This window comes from Paenibacillus sp. UNC217MF (assembly GCF_000686865.1).
GTDB classification, from domain to species: Bacteria; Bacillota; Bacilli; order Paenibacillales; family Paenibacillaceae; genus Paenibacillus_B; species Paenibacillus_B suaedae.
The window spans coordinates 1-16,351 of the sequence record NZ_JMLT01000029.1 but is presented as its reverse complement, the minus strand read 5'-3'; the positions used below and the strand labels follow the sequence as shown (position 1 = coordinate 16,351).

Genomic DNA, 16,351 nt, shown 5'->3' with positions numbered 1-16,351 from the left:
ACAGTAAAAAGCTTCGGTGATTTTCTAACATGCCACGATATATTGGAAAGTGAGGGCATCTATGATGATTACAGACATAAGAAGCATTTCAATCTTTGAAGAACTATCAGATGAAGCAGTAGAGCGTATTATGCCAATGATCAGCAACCGGCAATTCCGCAAGAATCAAGTTATTATCTATGAAAGCGATCATAACGGCGATGTGTTCCTTATTCGATCCGGGTCCATTAAAATATATAGCTTGTTCGAAGACAAAGAAATCATATATGGCGTTGCCTTCCCTGGCCATGTCGTCGGCGAGATCGAAGCCATCCATTATGATGATTACCGCATTGCCTCCATCGCTGCTATGGAAACCGTGCACACCTGGTATTTGAAGAAGCAAGATTTCCAGACCATTCTGGACGAGTATCCCAGCGTGCTGCGACGCTGTTACTGGCTGCTCGTAGAGAGCATCCGGATTCTCAATCGCAAAGCCCAGTACATTTCCTTCCTTGACACTCGTCTGAAGACGGCGAACCTCATCTATGACTTGTATTGCAACCTAGGACGGAAAGCTGAAGGTGAATCCGCTTACATAATTGGCTATAAATTAACGCATCATGTCATTGCCAATATGCTCGGCGTAACCCGCGAGTCCGTATCCAAAGTATTAAAGGACTTCCAAGATGAAGGGATCATCACGATTGAACAGAAAACGATTAAGATTGTTGATCTCCCCACGCTTCGCAGCATATGTGATCGTGTATGCGCTCATCCGCCTGACCAACGCAGGTGGTACACAAAAGCTGGAGACAACTCGATTATAGATGGAGCTTAGAAGAAGTTCAGTTAAACGCTGCACTGTTTTTTTGTAATCTACTTCACAGAAAAGCGATAGCTTGCATTACTGAATTGATGTGTACACGTATGATAGGGTATTGGAGTAAAGCGTTCTCATGATTCATGCGCTTGAAAATGAAAAGGAGGTACGTTCCAATGAGTGTACATATAGAAGCCAAAAAAGGTGAAATCGCACCAGTTGCCTTAATGCCCGGAGATCCGCTGCGCGCGAAGTATATTGCTGAGACATTCTTGGAAGACGCAAAATGCCACAACCAAGTCCGCGGGATGCTTGGATTTACAGGGACATACAAAGGGAAGCCTGTTTCTGTGCAAGGTTCTGGGATGGGTGTTCCTTCATTCGCGATTTACGCAACAGAATTGATTCAAGATTATGATGTGAAGACGATCATTCGCATCGGAACATGCGGCGCGATTCAGCATGATGTGAAGCTGCGCGACGTGCTTATCGCCCAAGCGGTATGTACGGATTCTTCGCTTAATACGAACCGGTTCCCAGGTTATGCATTCGCGCCGATTGGGAACTTCGATCTCATCAAGACAGCGTACGATATCGGCATGGAGAAGAAACTAAATCTGCGTGTAGGGAACATCCTATGCTCTGATATCTTCTATACAGAGGACAATGACAAGGAAACGATGCTGAAGCTTGGCGCTTACGGCGTATTGGCTGTTGAAATGGAGACTGCAGCATTGTATACGCTGGCGGCGAAGCATCAAATTAACGGACTAGCTATGTTCACAGTAAGCGACCATATCCTAACAGGTGAAGCCACGACATCCGAAGAGCGGCAATTGACGTTCAACGATATGATTGAAGTCGCTTTGGAGACAGCAATCCGCCAAGGGTAATGCTGCTTCACCGTAACCGTAACCGTAACAAACCCGAATATGGGCGCATCAGGCATAAGCCTACGCGATGCGTCATATTCGGGTGATGGCAATCAGTCTCACGGCACGTCCCCCTCTCCAACCATCCTCTCCGCCTAGCTTACCATATTTAGACAAAATTTTACACAAAAATCTTTTACTGTCTCACGATAAAATAGATCAAGAACAATACCGCAATCCCATACATGGCTGCCGTGACTTCAGAGCGCCGTCCCGTGACGATTTTGACCATCGGATAGGCTATGAAGCCACATGCTATCCCATTCACGATACTGAATGATAACGGCATCACGAGCATCATCAGAAATGCTGGAAAAGCCTCCGTCAAGTCATCCCACTGGATATGTCTGACCCCTTGCATCATCAAACAGCCTACGATGATAAGTACAGGTGCAATCGCAGCATTCGGGATCAATTTCAAGATCGGAACAACGAACAATGCCGGAATAAACAGCAAACCTGCGATAAATGGCGTTAATCCAGATCTCCCGCCAGCCGCAATACCTGTTGCGGATTCAGCAACCGTAGTCGTCGGGCTGCATCCGAGCATGGATGCCGTAATGATAGATAACGCGTTGGCTTGAAATGAACGCTTGAACTTCGAATGGTCCGGCAGCATGCCTAATTGCGCCCCCATATTCGCAAAGAGAATGACCATCAATAAGGAAAATACGGCAATCCAGAAATGAAAGCTGCTCAACAGGCTAAAATCAAAAGCAAACAGCAGTTGCTCATACCCCGCCATGGAAAACGTGAAGCTATCCATTTTCGAGAAATCGACAATCCCAAGAACTCCCCCAATCAGTGTTCCTGCAATGATTCCAATCAGGAAGCTTCCCTTCACCCCGCGCAAAAACAGCGGGACTACGAGAGCAAGCGTCAATAGAGTCGTTAACGCATACGGATCGCTGAAGCTCGCCAGTTGAACGAACGTACTCTCACTGGGCACGATCACGCCGCCATTTTTCAGGCCAAGAAATCCAATGAACAATCCGATGCCTGCCGTCAGGGCTCGTATCATCGATTCGGGTATCGTCTGCGACAAATAGAAGGCGCTTCTGGTCATCGAAATGCCAAAGAATAGAACACCTGCGATACAACTCGCTGCCAGTGCCTGCTGCCACGTCAGGCCGAAGGAGGCCACCAACGTAAAGACAAAAAACGCGTTATCCCCCATGCCTGGTGCCAGAATGAGCGGTGATTTGGCCCAAAACGCCATCAGCATGCATCCAACTATGGAAGACAGTACGGTCGCAATTGTCGCGGCTTCATACGGCATGCCCGCAATGCTTAAGATAGCCCCGTTAACCGCAATAATATAGGCAATCGTAATAAATGAAGTCAGACCCGCCAGCATTTCCGTACGTATATTGGTCTCGTTGTCCCGAATTTGGAACAGTTCCTTCGCTTGCACCCTCAATTCTCCTCTTCCTCCATCCAATTATTCCTGATTATTACTTACGGTCAAACCATGATACAATAGTGCTGATCTCACTATGAAAGGATCTGGACGTATGATAGATATTGCTCAAATCCCACTTTTCTCTGAGATTCCACCTGGTGATTTAGCTGCACGTATCGCACCAATGCTTAAAGAACGTCATTATAAAAAAAATCATGTCTTCATGTTTGAAAATGACCATAGCGATGAGATCTTCATTCTTCGAACCGGCAAAGTCAAAATATACCGGATTCAAGATGGGAAGGAAGTCGTGCTCAGCATTCAACTCGCGGGTGAAATATTCGGCGAAGCCGAAGCCATTTCTGGCGATAATCATCGGATCTGCACCATCGAAGCGCTGGAACCGCTTATTGCCTGGCAGATCAGTAAACCTGATTTTTTGCAAATCATTAAGGAATATCCTTCTGTTCTCCACAAAGCATATGGGATTATGTTTCAACGGGTGCGCGTCTTGAATCGCATGATCCGGTATATGACATTTTGTGATGTGCGAACAAAAGTCGCCAATCAAATTATGGACTTATACTATAATTTTGGTCAAGAAGATGGAACCGCTTACAAGATTGATATGAAAATCAATCATGCCCTGCTCGGCAATATGGTGGGGATTACACGTGAATCCATCTCCAAAACCCTTAGTGACTTTCAGAGCGAAGGACTGATCGACATTCGTCAGAAATTTATATATATCCTCAATTTACAGAAGCTAGAACAGATGTGCGAGGAAACAGAGGAAGTCCCTGCACTTCGGAAGTGGTAATGACCACGTTGGCTTACAGCCTTACTATATCAAAAGAACCGGAGGCGTATCAGTTACGCCCATAACGTTTATTTTGTGAACTGGATCATAAATGCAAAAACGCTCCACCTCGCTTATCGCTTGGTGGAGCGTGATAACAACTAGTCTCATCATTTCGGCTCCATAACGAGATATTTCAACTATGGCTGCCTTCTGCGGCCATGGCACTCGCCTTCGTTGGATGAACGGTTCCAAACGGATGCTTGGGCGGGCCATAGATCGAGTAGAGTTTAAGCGGTCTATACCCAATGTTGATGACATTGTGCCATGTGCCTGCCGGGATCATAATGGCATAATTTCCATCGACGTGCTGCTCGAAGTCCAATTTCTCCTTACTGTCCCCCATCTTCACAAGCCCTTGCCCTTCTTCAATCCGTATGAACTGATCGGTTGTCGGATGCATTTCCAAGCCGATATCACCTCCGACTGGAATACTCATCAGCGTCACTTGCAAGTGCTCTCCCGTCCACAGAGCCGTACGATACGTCTTGTTTTGCTCAGCTGCCTGCTCAATATCAACGACGAACGGCTGTCCTCCATAATCCTTCAATACCATATTGCTCCTTGAAAAAGGCCACTGATGATTGTTCCAGCTATAATCATACGGATTCCAACTATAGCACCGATTCATGCTGTCCTGGGGATAATGAGAAGGATAATGCCACGGTTGGTAATTGCACGGATGCATATTCATTCTCCTCGTACTGTTTTTATTACCACCGTATATCCTATGCAGCTGCCCATATAGAGGCGCATGCTTCTTACTCAGCCTTATTACGAGAAATGGGATGTTCCAGTTCAGCATGCCCCATGAAGCTATCTAGAGCTGTTCCATCACTAAGAAGTTCGATGTTCTCGATCTCCTTAAATTGAAATAGAGTCTCCTTGAGCGCATCCAAAGCCAACAGTTCACCGCCAGCTCCTAATCTCGCCTCGCCTGGAATATGCACATCTATTGTTAAAACGCCCTCGTGGAATTTCATTGCGTTTAACTCGATTTTATTCCATAAGGATAGAAGATCAGCAGGATTGTTGCTTTGCAGCGCTTTAAATACTTTCTTATATTTGTCCAGACTATCCGAATAATGAATTTCCAGCTTACTCTGCTTTAACTCCGTTACTTGAGAATCCACGAAGTAAACGACAATCTCCTCCGTTTGATTTTCAGCTTTATCTACTGCCTTATCCGTTCCATTTGCGGGCGAATAAATCCCCTCGTTCGACGTTGAAGCCGCCCCTGATTTAGTAGCAGGCTTCCCTCCACAGGCTGTCGCTACTATTGCGATAACCAATATCAAAATCGTAATCGACATACGTTGCTTCATACCAGCACATCCTCACTGATTTACTTCCCCAAATATTCTTTGATTCCATCAACAATAGCTTGAGCTGCTTTATCTTGAAAGGAATCTGATAACAGTGCTGCTTCTTCTTCAGGGTTACTTAGGAATCCAATCTCTAACAGGACTGCCGGCATTGTTGTTTCTCGAATGACTTGCAAGTCGCCATTTTTCACACCACGATCCTTTAGCCCGATAGCCTCGATCAAATGCCTGTGAATTACTTCAGCCAGACTTTTACTGCTGCTTCGTTGATAGTAGAACGTCTCTGTACCTGTCGTTTTGGGTGAATCCTTCACGCTGTTGCCGTGTATCGATATAAATACATCCGCCTTACCTGTATTGGCCAATTGAACACGTTCTGTACGAGTAGGATATACATCGGTTTCACGAGTCATGACAACTTTGATTTCAGGTTCCTCTAAGAGCAATGCTTGGACTTTCAAGGACAACGCTAACGTAAAGTCCTTTTCGAATTGATTCGAATAACCCGATGTCCCCGGATCGCTACCGCCGTGACCTGGGTCGATAACTACGAGTTTGGCACCTGAATGAGGAAGCACAGCATCGGGATTGGTAGTAACGGGATCACCGTTCATATTCAGATCAACAATTAATTGGCCTTCAGTCCAATCGGAAGTATACTGTACATTGCTTATTTGATTTAACTCAATGACAATTCGAATCTGAGCTGGGTCTTGATTAAACAACGAATATCTTACTTCCGTAACATTAGGTACCCCACTTAGATCTAATTTACCTACCGATTTAGAACCGAGAGATTCAGCTAGGGGCCCTCCAAATGCAGTATGAGGCAGGTCGACAACGATCCGATCCGGGCTCGTCAATTGCGAGATTACTGGCGTAACCTCTTGATCTAAAGAAAGAACCAGTTGATTGTTCACAAATTGAATGTCATTCACATGATGTAACTCCGATTCAGACTCTTCACCTGTTGCAGGAGGAGAGGGATCCGGGTTGATTCGATCCAACGTGACGATTTTGTCTACGTTATTCCAGCCTACTTTTAACCCCATCTCTTCACTTACAAATCGTATCGGGACAACAACGGTGTTTTTTATATTTTGAGGGGCGAGATTCAGCGTTTTTTGCTCATTATCGACTAACGCTTCTTTCTTACCAACTGCTAATGAGATCACCTTGGCGTTTTGCTGTATCTTCACATTTTGCGTTTTTTGATGCCAGTCCACTTTAAACTTTAGGTTTTCCGCAACTACACGAATGGGAATCATCACGTTATTGTTAAGATTTACGACGTCAGCATTCTCAGGAAGAACGCACTCTTCACCATCCAAAATAATTTTGGTTTGCTTAGCTGCCGCATCACTATGATTCGGCAAAGCGATCAGAAAAAATACACTAAATAGAATAAAAAGTATGGATTTCTTCATCGTACACCTCTGTCTCATTCAGCTTCGGAATTGTTATTCATGATCACATCTACGACCAACCACCCATGTAAAACCACACCATGATCCTCTCGACTGCATCTATAAAATGAATAAGTAATTGATATGAAATTACTATAGAGCAAATAATTTCGAGTCTCGTAAGTCGACCATCCACCTCCCGGCACCGAATATAGGTATTCGTAGTCCTCTATCAAAATTTCCAATTATTTGACATACAATATTCTACAAGTATAGGTGAATCCCCTTCCATGTTGTTGGCAAAAGTGTTCATTTATTTTCTGATTGGCTAATAGATAGAGTTAATCGAAGCATAATTATATGCACACCAATCAATGGTGTGACCTTTTTGATTGTTGAACCTCCAAAGTTGTTGCTACCATAGTTCAACGTAGCAAGTTTATTCGCATTCACGAAATGGTAGAGGAGTTATTCATGATGAAAAGAATCGTAACACTAAGCACACGCAAACTGATGGACACTGCAAAACACGGCGGATGCGGCGCATGCCAGACATCTTGCCAGTCTGCTTGCAAGACTTCCTGCGGCGTAGCCAATCAACGTTGTGAGAATGACATGAACAAATAACAAATAGGCAATGAAACTCACCGCCGTCCTTCCAAGGACGGCGAAGTTGTTTCTATGGATACCACCTGCAATTTGTAGACAAAAAGGAGCTTGATTCGCAGTATGATTCATCAATACCAACTGAACGGATACAACATCGTGATCGACACCTATAGTGGCTCTGTGCATGTTGTTGATGACCTGGCGTATGAGATCATTGCGCTTTATGAACAGGAAACACCCGAACAAATCCTATCGTTAATGAAGGAAAAACAATATTCAGAAAAAATTATTCGAGAAACGATCTTAGAGGTCGAGGAACTTATTAAGAATGAGCAGCTTTTTACCGAGGATGCGTATGAGGAGCTGTCTATTCATTTAAAAACACGTAAAACGTATGTAAAGGCGCTCTGTCTCAATGTCGCACATACTTGCAATTTGTCGTGCGAGTATTGCTTCGCCAGTCAAGGGAAATACAATGGTGATCGAGCAATTATGAGCGTAGAGGTTGGACAAAGAGCTATTGATTATCTGCTCGAAAATTCTGGCCATCACCGAAACCTCGATATCGACTTCTTCGGCGGGGAGCCGCTTATGGCTTGGAAAGTTGTCAAAGAGATTGTAAAGTACGCACGAAGCAAAGAGAAGGAATGGAAGAAAAAATTCCGCTTCACCTTCACAACGAACGGCATGCTGCTCAACGATGAAGTTACTGAGTTTTTAAATCAGGAAATCTACAATGTCGTCTTAAGTCTGGATGGAAGAAAAGAGGTTCATGATCGGCTGCGCACAACCGTTACCGGCAAGGGCAGCTATGATTCTATCGTACCGAAATTCAAGGAATTCGTCCAAAAGCGCGGAGACCAGGAATACTATGTGCGTGGAACGTATACGAAGAATAACATCGATTTCACCAATGACATCTTCCATATCGCAGATCTTGGTTTTGACAAAATCTCGATGGAACCCGTCATCTGTGATCCACGGGAACCCTATGCGCTTACCGAGAAGGATCTCCCGGAGATTTATAATCAGTACGAAATTCTCGCCAAGGAAATGATTAAGCGCAGTGAACAAGGCAAAGGGTTTACTTTCTATCATTACATGCTAGATCTTTCAGAAGGGCCTTGTATCCAGAAGAGAATCACGGGCTGTGGTTCAGGCACAGAATATCTTGCCGTTACGCCATGGGGCGAACTTTTCCCTTGCCACCAGTTCGTCGGGGATGAAGCGTACAGCATGGGCAACATCTGGGATGGCGTCACGCGTCCTGAGCTGCAGTGCCAATTCAAAGAGAGCAACTGCTACACGAAGCCGGAGTGCCATAATTGCTGGGCGAAGCTCTACTGCAGCGGCGGCTGCCCTGCCAATGCCCTGCATGCGACAGGCTCCATCAACGGAAGCTACGAGTTTAGCTGTGACGTGTTCCGCAAACGGATCGAATGCTCAATGATGGCCAAGGTCGCCGAGTCGATTCGAGAGATGGAAGAGAGTGAAGTGTAGATAAATGAAAGAGGGGCTCACCGCCCCTCTTTGCTATTGCCGCTAATCATTCTCTGTCATATTAATCTGAATCAATTTGTGAAACATACTATATAGAATGATAACATCATCTATTCCCTACGTTGTGCCTGAATGTGCTTGCAAAATTCCAAGAAGGAAGGTGCTACAACTATTACATCTTCAGGGTCGTAACTCTCTTCGTAATCCATATATTTAATTTCCCCAGTTTGGATATCAATCCAAAAATCATTATCCGCATGATTGTCGGCAAAAGGGATATGAAATAGAGTGAAATTTTCAAAATCCTCAGAATAATCTGCCCTTCTATCTTTTGCTTTTTCCATAGACATTGTGTAATGAGAATCTTCTTCATCTTCGAATAATGGAATATGAAAAAAACTCCCAATCTCTATCGATAAATAATCCTTGTTTGTTATTTCATAAAAATGATCAGGATAAATATAAGCTCCTTTAGTAAAAACCCCGCCATTATTAGCAAGGTAAAACGCGATAAAATCTTTTTTACCTGGAAACTCATCAGATACAACTTCATTTATTTGGGATACTGATATCGTCTTCCAAGATTCCTCAAAACAAATATCATGATTCAGAAAGTTATTATTGTCCCCTTTAGAATCGTTGTTCATGTAGGTTCTACCTCCTACTTTGGATTCTTTTATGATATTTTTGAGTAAGTTTCGATTAATAATTCTTCCAACGAATTATTTAATAACTCCACATCTCCTGAATCATGCAGAAAAATAAATAGTTTTCCTTGTTCATTCATTAGGATTGGATTCCCAGAACCATCATCTGAAATAACATATGAATTTTTTAGTAATAACTCTACACTTTCGCCTTCAAATTCCATGCCATTAAAATCAAATATATCTTCTTCAAATATCTTTCTAAATTTTAGAGTAAGATCGATGACTGTTGACTTTCCAATTAAATCTCCATTGTTAAAAGCACTGATTGCTAATCCTCCATAAGCCCCGCCAAATAATTTAATAAATTCTATATATTGATCATTAAATTTTACATGTAACATCTTTTCTGCATTTTTTATCTCTTGTATACTCGCAGGTTTACCAATAAGACTGCTGTTTTCTTCTCTTTTCAAAAAAATTTCTATCTTATTAAGAAGCTCTTTGTTCATTTTAATCATTCTCCTTGTTTAAAGTTTCTCCTCCCATATCCAAATCGGCTCCTGAAGAACGATGGATGTAAGATTACGGTTGATTTTTTTGGAATTCACCGTCATCTCGTTGCTAAGAACGATCACTGTTAATTCCTCGTCCATTAGCCGTGTAACATAATGACGGAAACCACTTGGGTATCCCCCTGGATGCCCAACTGCTTTTCTCCCCATGACATCTTGCGTATACCATCCATATCCATATTGAGACGGAAACTTTTTGGCATGGGTCATACTCATCAGTTCTGATGATTCTTTGCTTATCAATGCATGATTACGCAGGGCTCTGTCAAACCGTTCTAAATCTTCAACTGTAGAGATAATATCCCCAGCTGCAAACGCTGCAGAATTATGCATTACGGGTCCGACTTCCCCCTTTATATGTCCTTCCGCTTTTGGTCTACCAGCCGAAACCGTAAACATAGAATTCAACATGTTGCTTGGCTTAAAAATATGCTCTTCTATGTAATTTGCATATGACTGTCCGCTAACTTTTTCAACAATAAGTCCTAACATCACATAACCAGTATTACTGTAACTAAAGCTTTTACCTGGGGTAAACTCTAATTCAGAACCACTAACGGTTTTTACAATATCATTTGGATTCCATTCTTTGCTGTAGTCAAATTTGAAATTCGGCTTTAGATAGTCCGGAATTCCCGAGCTATGACTTAGTAGATGACTTATTGTTATGGACTCTCCATTCGGAAAGTCTGGAAAGTATTGCGAAATTGGATTATCTACGTTCAGAAGTCCCTTTTCTACTAGCTGCATGACTGCTACTGCAGTGAATGTTTTAGATAATGAAGCAATCTGATAGAGCGTGCTTGGGCTATTCGGTAAATCAGTGGCTGCCAAGCCATAACCTTTTGTAAATAAAATTTCACCTTCCTTTGCAATTAGGACGGTTCCCTGAAATTTTTCATTGGTCAAATATTGATCGATTTTATCAGAAATACTTCCGGATAAATTACTATGGTTGTTACGTCCAAATACTAGCAAAGCTCCTATAGACACGATTACAATTACAAGAATAGTAATAGAGAAAATTTTCAAGAATTTTTTCATATGTATACCTCTCAGTCTATTCTTTAAACGAAACCAAAACTCTGACCTTTTACCCCAATTAACAGTTTTTTATCATATATAAGCTTCCCTATTTCATGTAGGCGTTCTCCTGGAACTGTCCACAGCCAATTACCTTGCCCTATTTCCTCCAAAGCACCATGTTCGGGATTTTTCACCCAGTCTTTAAATGAAAAGGTAGCATCCTCATACTCTAAAAATTCACGATTTATGATGTTGATTGGATAGATATGCCTTAGTTTAGGTGAAGAATTGTAAAGGATATCCCTATTTCTTGGATTTAAGGCAAGCCACCAACTATGATTATCCTCCATATATAAATCTAAACTTTCACCTTTGCTCCAAATCGTGTCATATGAAAAATATCCAAAGTTGATTATTTTATCATCTATATAAGCTTTTAATAGATTTACAAGAGTTTGTGTATGGTTCATTTCCAAGCTTGTATTGAAGAAAATCTGTAATTCTCTACTGGGTTTATCAAACCTTACCCCATATTCCCAAGAGCTTGGAACCTTCATGCTTCTGCCCTTAAATATCGTAAATGAAAATAAATTTTCCAAACTTTCTTCATTCATCTCAGTAATTTCACTCTGAAACTTGTTAAGGCTCTTCCTCTCTAACTTCTGATAGTTCACATCATAGCTAACACTTTTTAGAGGGAAACCATTGTTAGAGAACAACTCAACAGATTTTTTTATCCATTCTGCGACACTGCCACAATAGCCATAAATATTACAGTAAATTCTTCCGTTTTCTGTATCCATTATTAAACCTCTTATCAAGATTGTTTTATGAAGAAATAATATCAATATAGTCTTTATATGCTAAAGGAATTGGTCTATCGAAAATCAGATCTTTTAAAGGATCTACGTTTTTCCCAAACTGATAACAAAGATATAATCGTTCATTAAATTCTGGATATACCCGGACATTGGTTAGCTCATATTTATCTATGGTCTCGTTATCTGTAACAGGAATTGAAGGCATAATTATTTTCGTTTTATAGCTACCTGCAGACATGTCTTCTTCTATTAACCTGCCTCCACCTTGACCCAGTATCAATACTTTCCGCTCATTTGTTGTTCCTTTCCATACTGTCACATGTCTACTTCCCATACCTAAAGAATCTATTTTATAATTAGGAAGCTTGTAATTTGTAAGGGGTTTCATGCTTTGGTTATAAATATTACTATTTTTAATAAACTGTCTAGTTACGGACGTACTAAATAAAATTGGAACTTCGCATGTTACGAATAAAATCTTTCAAGATTTTCAAGAAAATCAAAATCCACTAGATTGGTACCATTATATCCAGCTTCTATTAAGACCTGTCGTAGTTGCTGCAATAACTTGAGCCATTCATTTATAAATAAATCAGTTTTCATCGTGATACTCCGATAATCATTTCGACTCTCCCATTTAACGTTAATATTAGATTTTTCAATTTTACATATCCATGTTTCGAAAAATGCTTGACTTGGGAAAGTTACGACAAACCGCTCTTCTCTTTCTTTGATTGCCTCTAACATCCTAACAACATCACTTATGCCATCGGCTATTTGTGTTCCATAATTAATTCTTAATGAGATATCATGCCATTTCATTGTAAAGTGTTGGTTATTAACATGCCTATTATCTAGTGCTTCCGATATCGTTGTATCTTCTGGATCACGTATTCCAACCTTAAAATTTGAGTTGATTATGATTTCAAATTCCACTTTACTCACCCCAAGGACATCTAACTTTTGCATGACTATCTTTTCTAACAAAAAAACATATGTAAAGAAAGAACTTAAAACGTCTTCTTCATATATGTTTCGGACACTTACATGATTTCAAATCTTTAAGCACATATCCTCGTTTACCTAGGACAACTAAATGGAGTTCCTTTCTTGCAACAGATTATTTATTTCATCTTTTTTGTGAGAGTAATGTCTCTTGTCAGGATGAAATGAAACCTCTCTTAGTGATGGGCACTCTAACAATGGCGATAAATCTCCACTTTTACAATTCCAAAAATTTATTTTCTCTAAATTATTCATAGATTTCACAAACTCAAGAGAATCAACATCTGAGACCTGTAATTCTTTTATCGTACGATTGCCTGTCAAAAATGTTAGATCAGTAAGTTGTTTGCATTTTTCGATTTGTAGTCTTTCAAGTCCATTTAGTTCACTAAGAGCATGTGCATCTTCTAGATGATTTAGATACTGGAACCAACACCATTTCAAGGAGTCTAAATCCTCTATCCCAGCCAACGAAATTAGCTTAGTTGAGGAATCAAGACGTAAAAACTCTAATGATTTTAGTGAACCAAACTCTTTACAATCTGGTTTCATATATTTAATTGCGTATAAGCTTTTTACATTTACTAGTTTATGTAAGTTTAGATAGTGATCTTTTTTAACAACAACCTCCTCCAATTTTTTGAAATAGCTCAAATCAAGATTTATTGGCTGAGCTAATGTGATTTCTGTAAGATTAGTTAATGTAGATAAAGCTTCAGTATTTTGATACTTGGATAATTTAAAATTACTGCTAATCCGCAATTTATTGATAAATGTTTTGTTATTGAAAGATGCAAAATCTAAGTGACATTTCAAATCTACTTCGGAATTCAAATTACGAATGCGAATGGAATGGTAATTTTCCTTCTCAGCAATCTGTACTCCTTCCTCAAGGAAAAGTGGATCTATCTCAAAATAGCCAATACTATCATTAAATGCATAGTTCATCATTATTACACCCGCTTTTAAAAGGTATTCTTCTACGTACATTGTGTAAAAAATACACCTGCATTATTCTGATCCACATTTTTATTTACAAACAAATATCCGGTCGAGTCACTGACGCAAAATATATCATGAAACCCTTCAGGGAAATCGCCGCCATAAATTTGTAGGCAAAATTGATAATCATCCAGACCCAAATCTTCTATTTGTAACAGAGAGGGGGTATGGCCAATCAACGAACCACAGTAAATCTCTCCATCATCCAACTCTTCTCCATCTACTTCTTCTTCTAAATCTAAATTCAATTCATCCCCTAAAATGAACTCTTGTGCTGGTATGAGGAACTCTGATTCATTTCGAATATTACCCGCTTCATGTAATAAAACTCTCGTGTATCCTTTTCTAATATTTTGTAACTCTTCGTTATCACCATGAAAAGTGATTACATCTAGAAAGTAATCATCTTTGTTATACGTTGTAAACACGGATAGTACATGTTCTTTTGGCAAGTTTACATCTAACGTTTTATTAAGAAAATCCGTTGGCAAGCTTAATACGAGTGTTAATTTATCTCCATCTGGGCTTAATGGCCAATCCATATTTTCAGGCAAGAAGCTATACCCGCCAAGCCGAGGTACAACGGATTCATTTTCAACATCTCTAAAGGTAATTTCAACTGACATCTTTACAACACCATCCTTGTCGTTACTTTAAGAATCTTTAAATCTCTCCTGTTAATCCCCCTGCTATTCACATTCCTATATAATTACGTCCTGTTCATCCTCCCACCATACTTCGACATAAATCGAGTTAAATCCTACCAATAAAATGAACTGTATTTAAAACGTCAAAAGCCTGCCCAAAGGCAAGCTTTTTATTTGAGACATGTCCCATATCGTATTATTGATGACCCTCGCGACAGTTGAGTAGCATCCAAGCCACCTTTGAATTTATACCATTAAAGCTCCACTTCACCTGCTTGATCTTGCTCTAGATGAACAAGTGGAACAGGCGAGTAAATAAACGTATCCCCGTCGTCTTCAAGCTTATACATGATACAAAACAAAGCTGAACCTCGCTGATCGCCACTCGGTATAGAGAAAAGCATAGCTGGACAACGCAGCTCCGCAGAATGAACGCTTGCACATAGATCTTTATAAGTAATAGCAGCGAGGGTGTCGATATCACCAAGATGCTGTTGACAATCCCCAATAACTTGCATGTAATACGCTATATTCTGATTATACTTATTCGCAAAGCTCTGCTTATACTCCTCAATGCTAAGAAAGCAACATTCCCAATCCAAAGGCGGGATACTTAATACATAGCGATAGAACTTCAATTTCCTGATTCCTCCTCTTTTCGAAATCGAGCTATTCAGAATAATTGAAAAGGGGATTTCTTTGAAAGTCCTTTTTTAATCTTTTCAATTTCTTCAATGGCTTTTTGTCTCCGATGCTCCTTAAGTCTACAATCTTCATAATAAACTCACTGATCTTAGGACTTCTATTTCGATTCTAAACTATCCATTATTTCATCAAAATTCCTTTTCCTTATCATGACGTTCACTTCTCTCTACATGGATCATTATGACTTTAGGAGATTGTTTATCGTGTCTCTTTTATGAGAGTAATGCCTCTTCTCTGGATGGAAAGAAACCTCTTTTAATGTCGGGCATTTCAGTAATGGCGTTAAGTCCCCTGATTCACAGTGCATCTAAGTTTTCATAACAACTATTAAAGAGATATAGTTGTTCTAGTTGTTTTAATCGTGAAAAATCAATAGGGATTTGCAAAGATACACTAAAATCAATCATATTTATCAAAGAGTAAAGAGCTTACCGTTGAACAGTCGACCTACTAGCCATAGAAAAAAATATGTAAAGAAAATATCAACATTTATCCTTACATATGTTTTTAAGCTACTATAGCATTTTATTTTTTTAATGAATCTAACAAAGTATAATATTCTTTTCTTTTTGGATTACTTTCATCATTACAAAGACGTTCTAATAAATGAATGGTATACTCTTTAGGTTTACGTTGTAATGATTTTACTAGTATGTCTTTATAACCATTATGATAAAACGTTTCTAAAAAACTCCCGAATGGCCCTGGACCGCCAAAATCAATATCTGGACTTCTTTCAATTAATAAAAATATGGGCTCTACAAATTCAAATGCATTATCTAACTCTTCAATTTCTTCCATGATTTCATATGCTGGGTCTTGGAATAAGTATTTATCGTTTTCCTTATCAGCTCGTTCTATTAATTGTTCTAGTTCATAAATATAATCTTCTATTTTCTTTTCCATAGAAACTCCTTTGTATTTGTTCTCGTCTATATTACTGTTCTACTTGATTTTTTTGATCTTCCACCTTAACTGTTCGACATACACCTGTAGATCGGCTACACTTAGTTGGACAGAAAAATTAAGGGCTAGTAGAATTAACACATCATAACAAGGAGCGGATCTACTATGCCAAGAATAAGACG

General features: G+C 40.1%; 19 protein-coding genes. 5 read left to right on the top strand and 14 right to left on the bottom strand.

Annotated elements, in window-relative coordinates:
• Window positions 1–61: 61 nt before the first annotated feature.
• On the top strand, window positions 62–820 hold the full coding sequence (locus BP95_RS0115275; RefSeq protein WP_231515119.1) for a Crp/Fnr family transcriptional regulator: 759 nt from the start codon (window positions 62–64) through the stop codon (window positions 818–820).
• A 158-nt stretch (window positions 821–978) separates the two neighbouring features.
• Window positions 979–1,695, top strand: coding sequence for a purine-nucleoside phosphorylase (gene deoD / locus BP95_RS0115270; RefSeq protein WP_028532625.1), 717 nt, complete (start codon window positions 979–981; stop codon window positions 1,693–1,695).
• Window positions 1,696–1,870: 175 nt separating this feature from the next.
• On the opposite strand, the gene BP95_RS0115265 is transcribed toward deoD, so the two are convergent.
• Window positions 1,871–3,148 carry an NCS2 family permease gene (locus BP95_RS0115265; RefSeq protein WP_442952331.1) on the bottom strand — a complete coding sequence of 426 codons (1,278 nt, stop codon included), beginning with the start codon at window positions 3,146–3,148 and terminating at the stop codon, window positions 1,871–1,873.
• Between the two features lie 100 nt (window positions 3,149–3,248).
• On the opposite strand from BP95_RS0115265, the gene BP95_RS0115260 reads away from it, so the two are divergent.
• Window positions 3,249–3,956 carry a Crp/Fnr family transcriptional regulator gene (locus tag BP95_RS0115260; protein ID WP_021255499.1) on the top strand — a complete coding sequence of 236 codons (708 nt, stop codon included), beginning with the start codon at window positions 3,249–3,251 and terminating at the stop codon, window positions 3,954–3,956.
• A gap of 175 nt (window positions 3,957–4,131) precedes the next feature.
• Here the strand turns inward: BP95_RS0115260 and BP95_RS0115255 are convergent, their stop codons facing one another.
• The 3 genes from BP95_RS0115255 to BP95_RS0115245 all read right to left on the bottom strand — a co-directional run bounded on the left by BP95_RS0115255 (window position 4,132) and on the right by BP95_RS0115245 (window position 6,747).
• Entirely contained in the window at window positions 4,132–4,689 is a 558-nt protein-coding gene (locus BP95_RS0115255) for a cupin domain-containing protein (protein WP_028532623.1), read from the bottom strand.
• A 67-nt stretch (window positions 4,690–4,756) separates the two neighbouring features.
• A complete protein-coding gene (locus BP95_RS0115250; RefSeq protein WP_028532622.1) occupies window positions 4,757–5,320 on the bottom strand; it encodes a GerMN domain-containing protein in 564 nt (187 codons plus the stop codon).
• Window positions 5,321–5,340: 20 nt separating this feature from the next.
• The gene (locus tag BP95_RS0115245; protein WP_028532621.1) at window positions 5,341–6,747 is read right to left on the bottom strand and encodes an N-acetylmuramoyl-L-alanine amidase family protein; all 1,407 of its coding nucleotides are present in this window, start codon (window positions 6,745–6,747) and stop codon (window positions 5,341–5,343) included.
• 456 nt (window positions 6,748–7,203) lie between these two features.
• Here BP95_RS0115245 and scfA point away from each other — a divergent pair, with 456 nt between their 5' ends.
• Together scfA and scfB are read left to right on the top strand one after the other, a co-directional pair.
• Entirely contained in the window at window positions 7,204–7,353 is a 150-nt protein-coding gene (scfA, locus tag BP95_RS32535) for a six-cysteine ranthipeptide SCIFF (RefSeq protein WP_021255503.1), read from the top strand.
• Between the two features lie 102 nt (window positions 7,354–7,455).
• Window positions 7,456–8,835 (top strand): thioether cross-link-forming SCIFF peptide maturase, encoded by a 1,380-nt coding sequence (gene scfB / locus BP95_RS0115240; RefSeq protein WP_028532620.1) that lies wholly within the window; start codon window positions 7,456–7,458, stop codon window positions 8,833–8,835.
• A 110-nt stretch (window positions 8,836–8,945) separates the two neighbouring features.
• On the opposite strand, the gene BP95_RS0115235 is transcribed toward scfB, so the two are convergent.
• The 10 genes from BP95_RS0115235 to BP95_RS30455 form a co-directional block, all read right to left on the bottom strand.
• A complete protein-coding gene (locus BP95_RS0115235; RefSeq protein WP_028532619.1) occupies window positions 8,946–9,482 on the bottom strand; it encodes an SMI1/KNR4 family protein in 537 nt (178 codons plus the stop codon).
• Window positions 9,483–9,511: 29 nt separating this feature from the next.
• Complete coding sequence (locus BP95_RS0115230; RefSeq protein ID WP_021255506.1) at window positions 9,512–9,994, bottom strand: SMI1/KNR4 family protein; 483 nt, start codon at window positions 9,992–9,994, stop codon at window positions 9,512–9,514.
• Between the two features lie 18 nt (window positions 9,995–10,012).
• Window positions 10,013–11,101, bottom strand: a complete 1,089-nt coding sequence (locus tag BP95_RS0115225) for a serine hydrolase domain-containing protein (protein WP_028532618.1) — start codon at window positions 11,099–11,101, stop codon at window positions 10,013–10,015.
• Between the two features lie 23 nt (window positions 11,102–11,124).
• Window positions 11,125–11,886 carry a hypothetical protein gene (locus tag BP95_RS0115220; protein WP_028532617.1) on the bottom strand — a complete coding sequence of 254 codons (762 nt, stop codon included), beginning with the start codon at window positions 11,884–11,886 and terminating at the stop codon, window positions 11,125–11,127.
• Between the two features lie 25 nt (window positions 11,887–11,911).
• Window positions 11,912–12,223 carry a hypothetical protein gene (locus BP95_RS31970; RefSeq protein ID WP_051614094.1) on the bottom strand — a complete coding sequence of 104 codons (312 nt, stop codon included), beginning with the start codon at window positions 12,221–12,223 and terminating at the stop codon, window positions 11,912–11,914.
• A gap of 146 nt (window positions 12,224–12,369) precedes the next feature.
• Complete coding sequence (locus tag BP95_RS31965; protein ID WP_028532616.1) at window positions 12,370–12,873, bottom strand: hypothetical protein; 504 nt, start codon at window positions 12,871–12,873, stop codon at window positions 12,370–12,372.
• Between the two features lie 123 nt (window positions 12,874–12,996).
• Complete coding sequence (locus BP95_RS31960; protein WP_051614093.1) at window positions 12,997–13,899, bottom strand: leucine-rich repeat domain-containing protein; 903 nt, start codon at window positions 13,897–13,899, stop codon at window positions 12,997–12,999.
• Window positions 13,890–14,537 carry a DUF1963 domain-containing protein gene (locus BP95_RS0115200; protein ID WP_028532615.1) on the bottom strand — a complete coding sequence of 216 codons (648 nt, stop codon included), beginning with the start codon at window positions 14,535–14,537 and terminating at the stop codon, window positions 13,890–13,892. Before BP95_RS0115200 ends, BP95_RS31960 begins: the two co-directional genes overlap by 10 nt.
• Before the next feature lie 275 nt (window positions 14,538–14,812).
• On the bottom strand, window positions 14,813–15,196 hold the full coding sequence (locus BP95_RS0115195) for a hypothetical protein (RefSeq protein ID WP_021252867.1): 384 nt from the start codon (window positions 15,194–15,196) through the stop codon (window positions 14,813–14,815).
• 592 nt (window positions 15,197–15,788) lie between these two features.
• Window positions 15,789–16,169 (bottom strand): hypothetical protein, encoded by a 381-nt coding sequence (locus tag BP95_RS30455; RefSeq protein WP_051614092.1) that lies wholly within the window; start codon window positions 16,167–16,169, stop codon window positions 15,789–15,791.
• Window positions 16,170–16,351 lie beyond the last annotated feature (182 nt).

What these genes read in the sequence shown, in the direction of transcription:
- BP95_RS0115275 (WP_231515119.1), top strand. Translation starts at nt 62, where the DNA reads ATGATGATTACAGACATAAGAAGCATTTCAATCTTTGAAGAACTATCA.
- deoD (WP_028532625.1), top strand. Translation starts at nt 979, where the DNA reads ATGAGTGTACATATAGAAGCCAAAAAAGGTGAAATCGCACCAGTTGCC.
- BP95_RS0115260 (WP_021255499.1), top strand. Translation starts at nt 3,249, where the DNA reads ATGATAGATATTGCTCAAATCCCACTTTTCTCTGAGATTCCACCTGGT.
- BP95_RS0115255 (WP_028532623.1), bottom strand. Translation starts at nt 4,689, where the DNA reads ATGAATATGCATCCGTGCAATTACCAACCGTGGCATTATCCTTCTCAT.
- BP95_RS0115250 (WP_028532622.1), bottom strand. Translation starts at nt 5,320, where the DNA reads ATGAAGCAACGTATGTCGATTACGATTTTGATATTGGTTATCGCAATA.
- BP95_RS0115245 (WP_028532621.1), bottom strand. Translation starts at nt 6,747, where the DNA reads ATGAAGAAATCCATACTTTTTATTCTATTTAGTGTATTTTTTCTGATC.
- scfA (WP_021255503.1), top strand. Translation starts at nt 7,204, where the DNA reads ATGAAAAGAATCGTAACACTAAGCACACGCAAACTGATGGACACTGCA.
- scfB (WP_028532620.1), top strand. Translation starts at nt 7,456, where the DNA reads ATGATTCATCAATACCAACTGAACGGATACAACATCGTGATCGACACC.
- BP95_RS0115235 (WP_028532619.1), bottom strand. Translation starts at nt 9,482, where the DNA reads ATGAACAACGATTCTAAAGGGGACAATAATAACTTTCTGAATCATGAT.
- BP95_RS0115230 (WP_021255506.1), bottom strand. Translation starts at nt 9,994, where the DNA reads ATGAACAAAGAGCTTCTTAATAAGATAGAAATTTTTTTGAAAAGAGAA.
- BP95_RS0115225 (WP_028532618.1), bottom strand. Translation starts at nt 11,101, where the DNA reads ATGAAAAAATTCTTGAAAATTTTCTCTATTACTATTCTTGTAATTGTA.
- BP95_RS0115220 (WP_028532617.1), bottom strand. Translation starts at nt 11,886, where the DNA reads ATGGATACAGAAAACGGAAGAATTTACTGTAATATTTATGGCTATTGT.
- BP95_RS31965 (WP_028532616.1), bottom strand. Translation starts at nt 12,873, where the DNA reads ATGCAAAAGTTAGATGTCCTTGGGGTGAGTAAAGTGGAATTTGAAATC.
- BP95_RS31960 (WP_051614093.1), bottom strand. Translation starts at nt 13,899, where the DNA reads ATGTACGTAGAAGAATACCTTTTAAAAGCGGGTGTAATAATGATGAAC.
- BP95_RS0115200 (WP_028532615.1), bottom strand. Translation starts at nt 14,537, where the DNA reads ATGTCAGTTGAAATTACCTTTAGAGATGTTGAAAATGAATCCGTTGTA.
- BP95_RS30455 (WP_051614092.1), bottom strand. Translation starts at nt 16,169, where the DNA reads ATGGAAAAGAAAATAGAAGATTATATTTATGAACTAGAACAATTAATA.